1 pseudogene is annotated in these 203 nt (G+C 49.3%); it reads right to left on the bottom strand.

The features are described from left to right. Positions 1-203: pseudogene (locus FC99_RS13930) on the bottom strand (IS30 family transposase); the annotation flags it as partial.

The raw sequence follows: 203 nt of genomic DNA, 5'->3' as shown, positions 1-203 counted from the left end.
ATAATGACGCTCTCTTGGCCATCGCGCTTACCGACAATAGTATCAATCTCAAAGTGGCCAAACTCTTCACGTGTTGCCACTTCAGCGGGCCGTTCTTCAATACTTAACCCCAGCTGGCGGCTATTTTTATGAGGAGCGTGTTTGGGCAGTCGGCGACTCATCTTCTCAGCGAGGTCTAAGTTACAGACCTCTAAGAGTTGTTC

It is taken from the genome of Levilactobacillus koreensis JCM 16448 (assembly GCF_001435525.1).
GTDB lineage: Bacteria > Bacillota > Bacilli > Lactobacillales > Lactobacillaceae > Levilactobacillus > Levilactobacillus koreensis.
The sequence above is the reverse complement of the archived record's forward strand: the minus strand, read 5'-3'. Positions and strand labels throughout refer to the sequence as shown.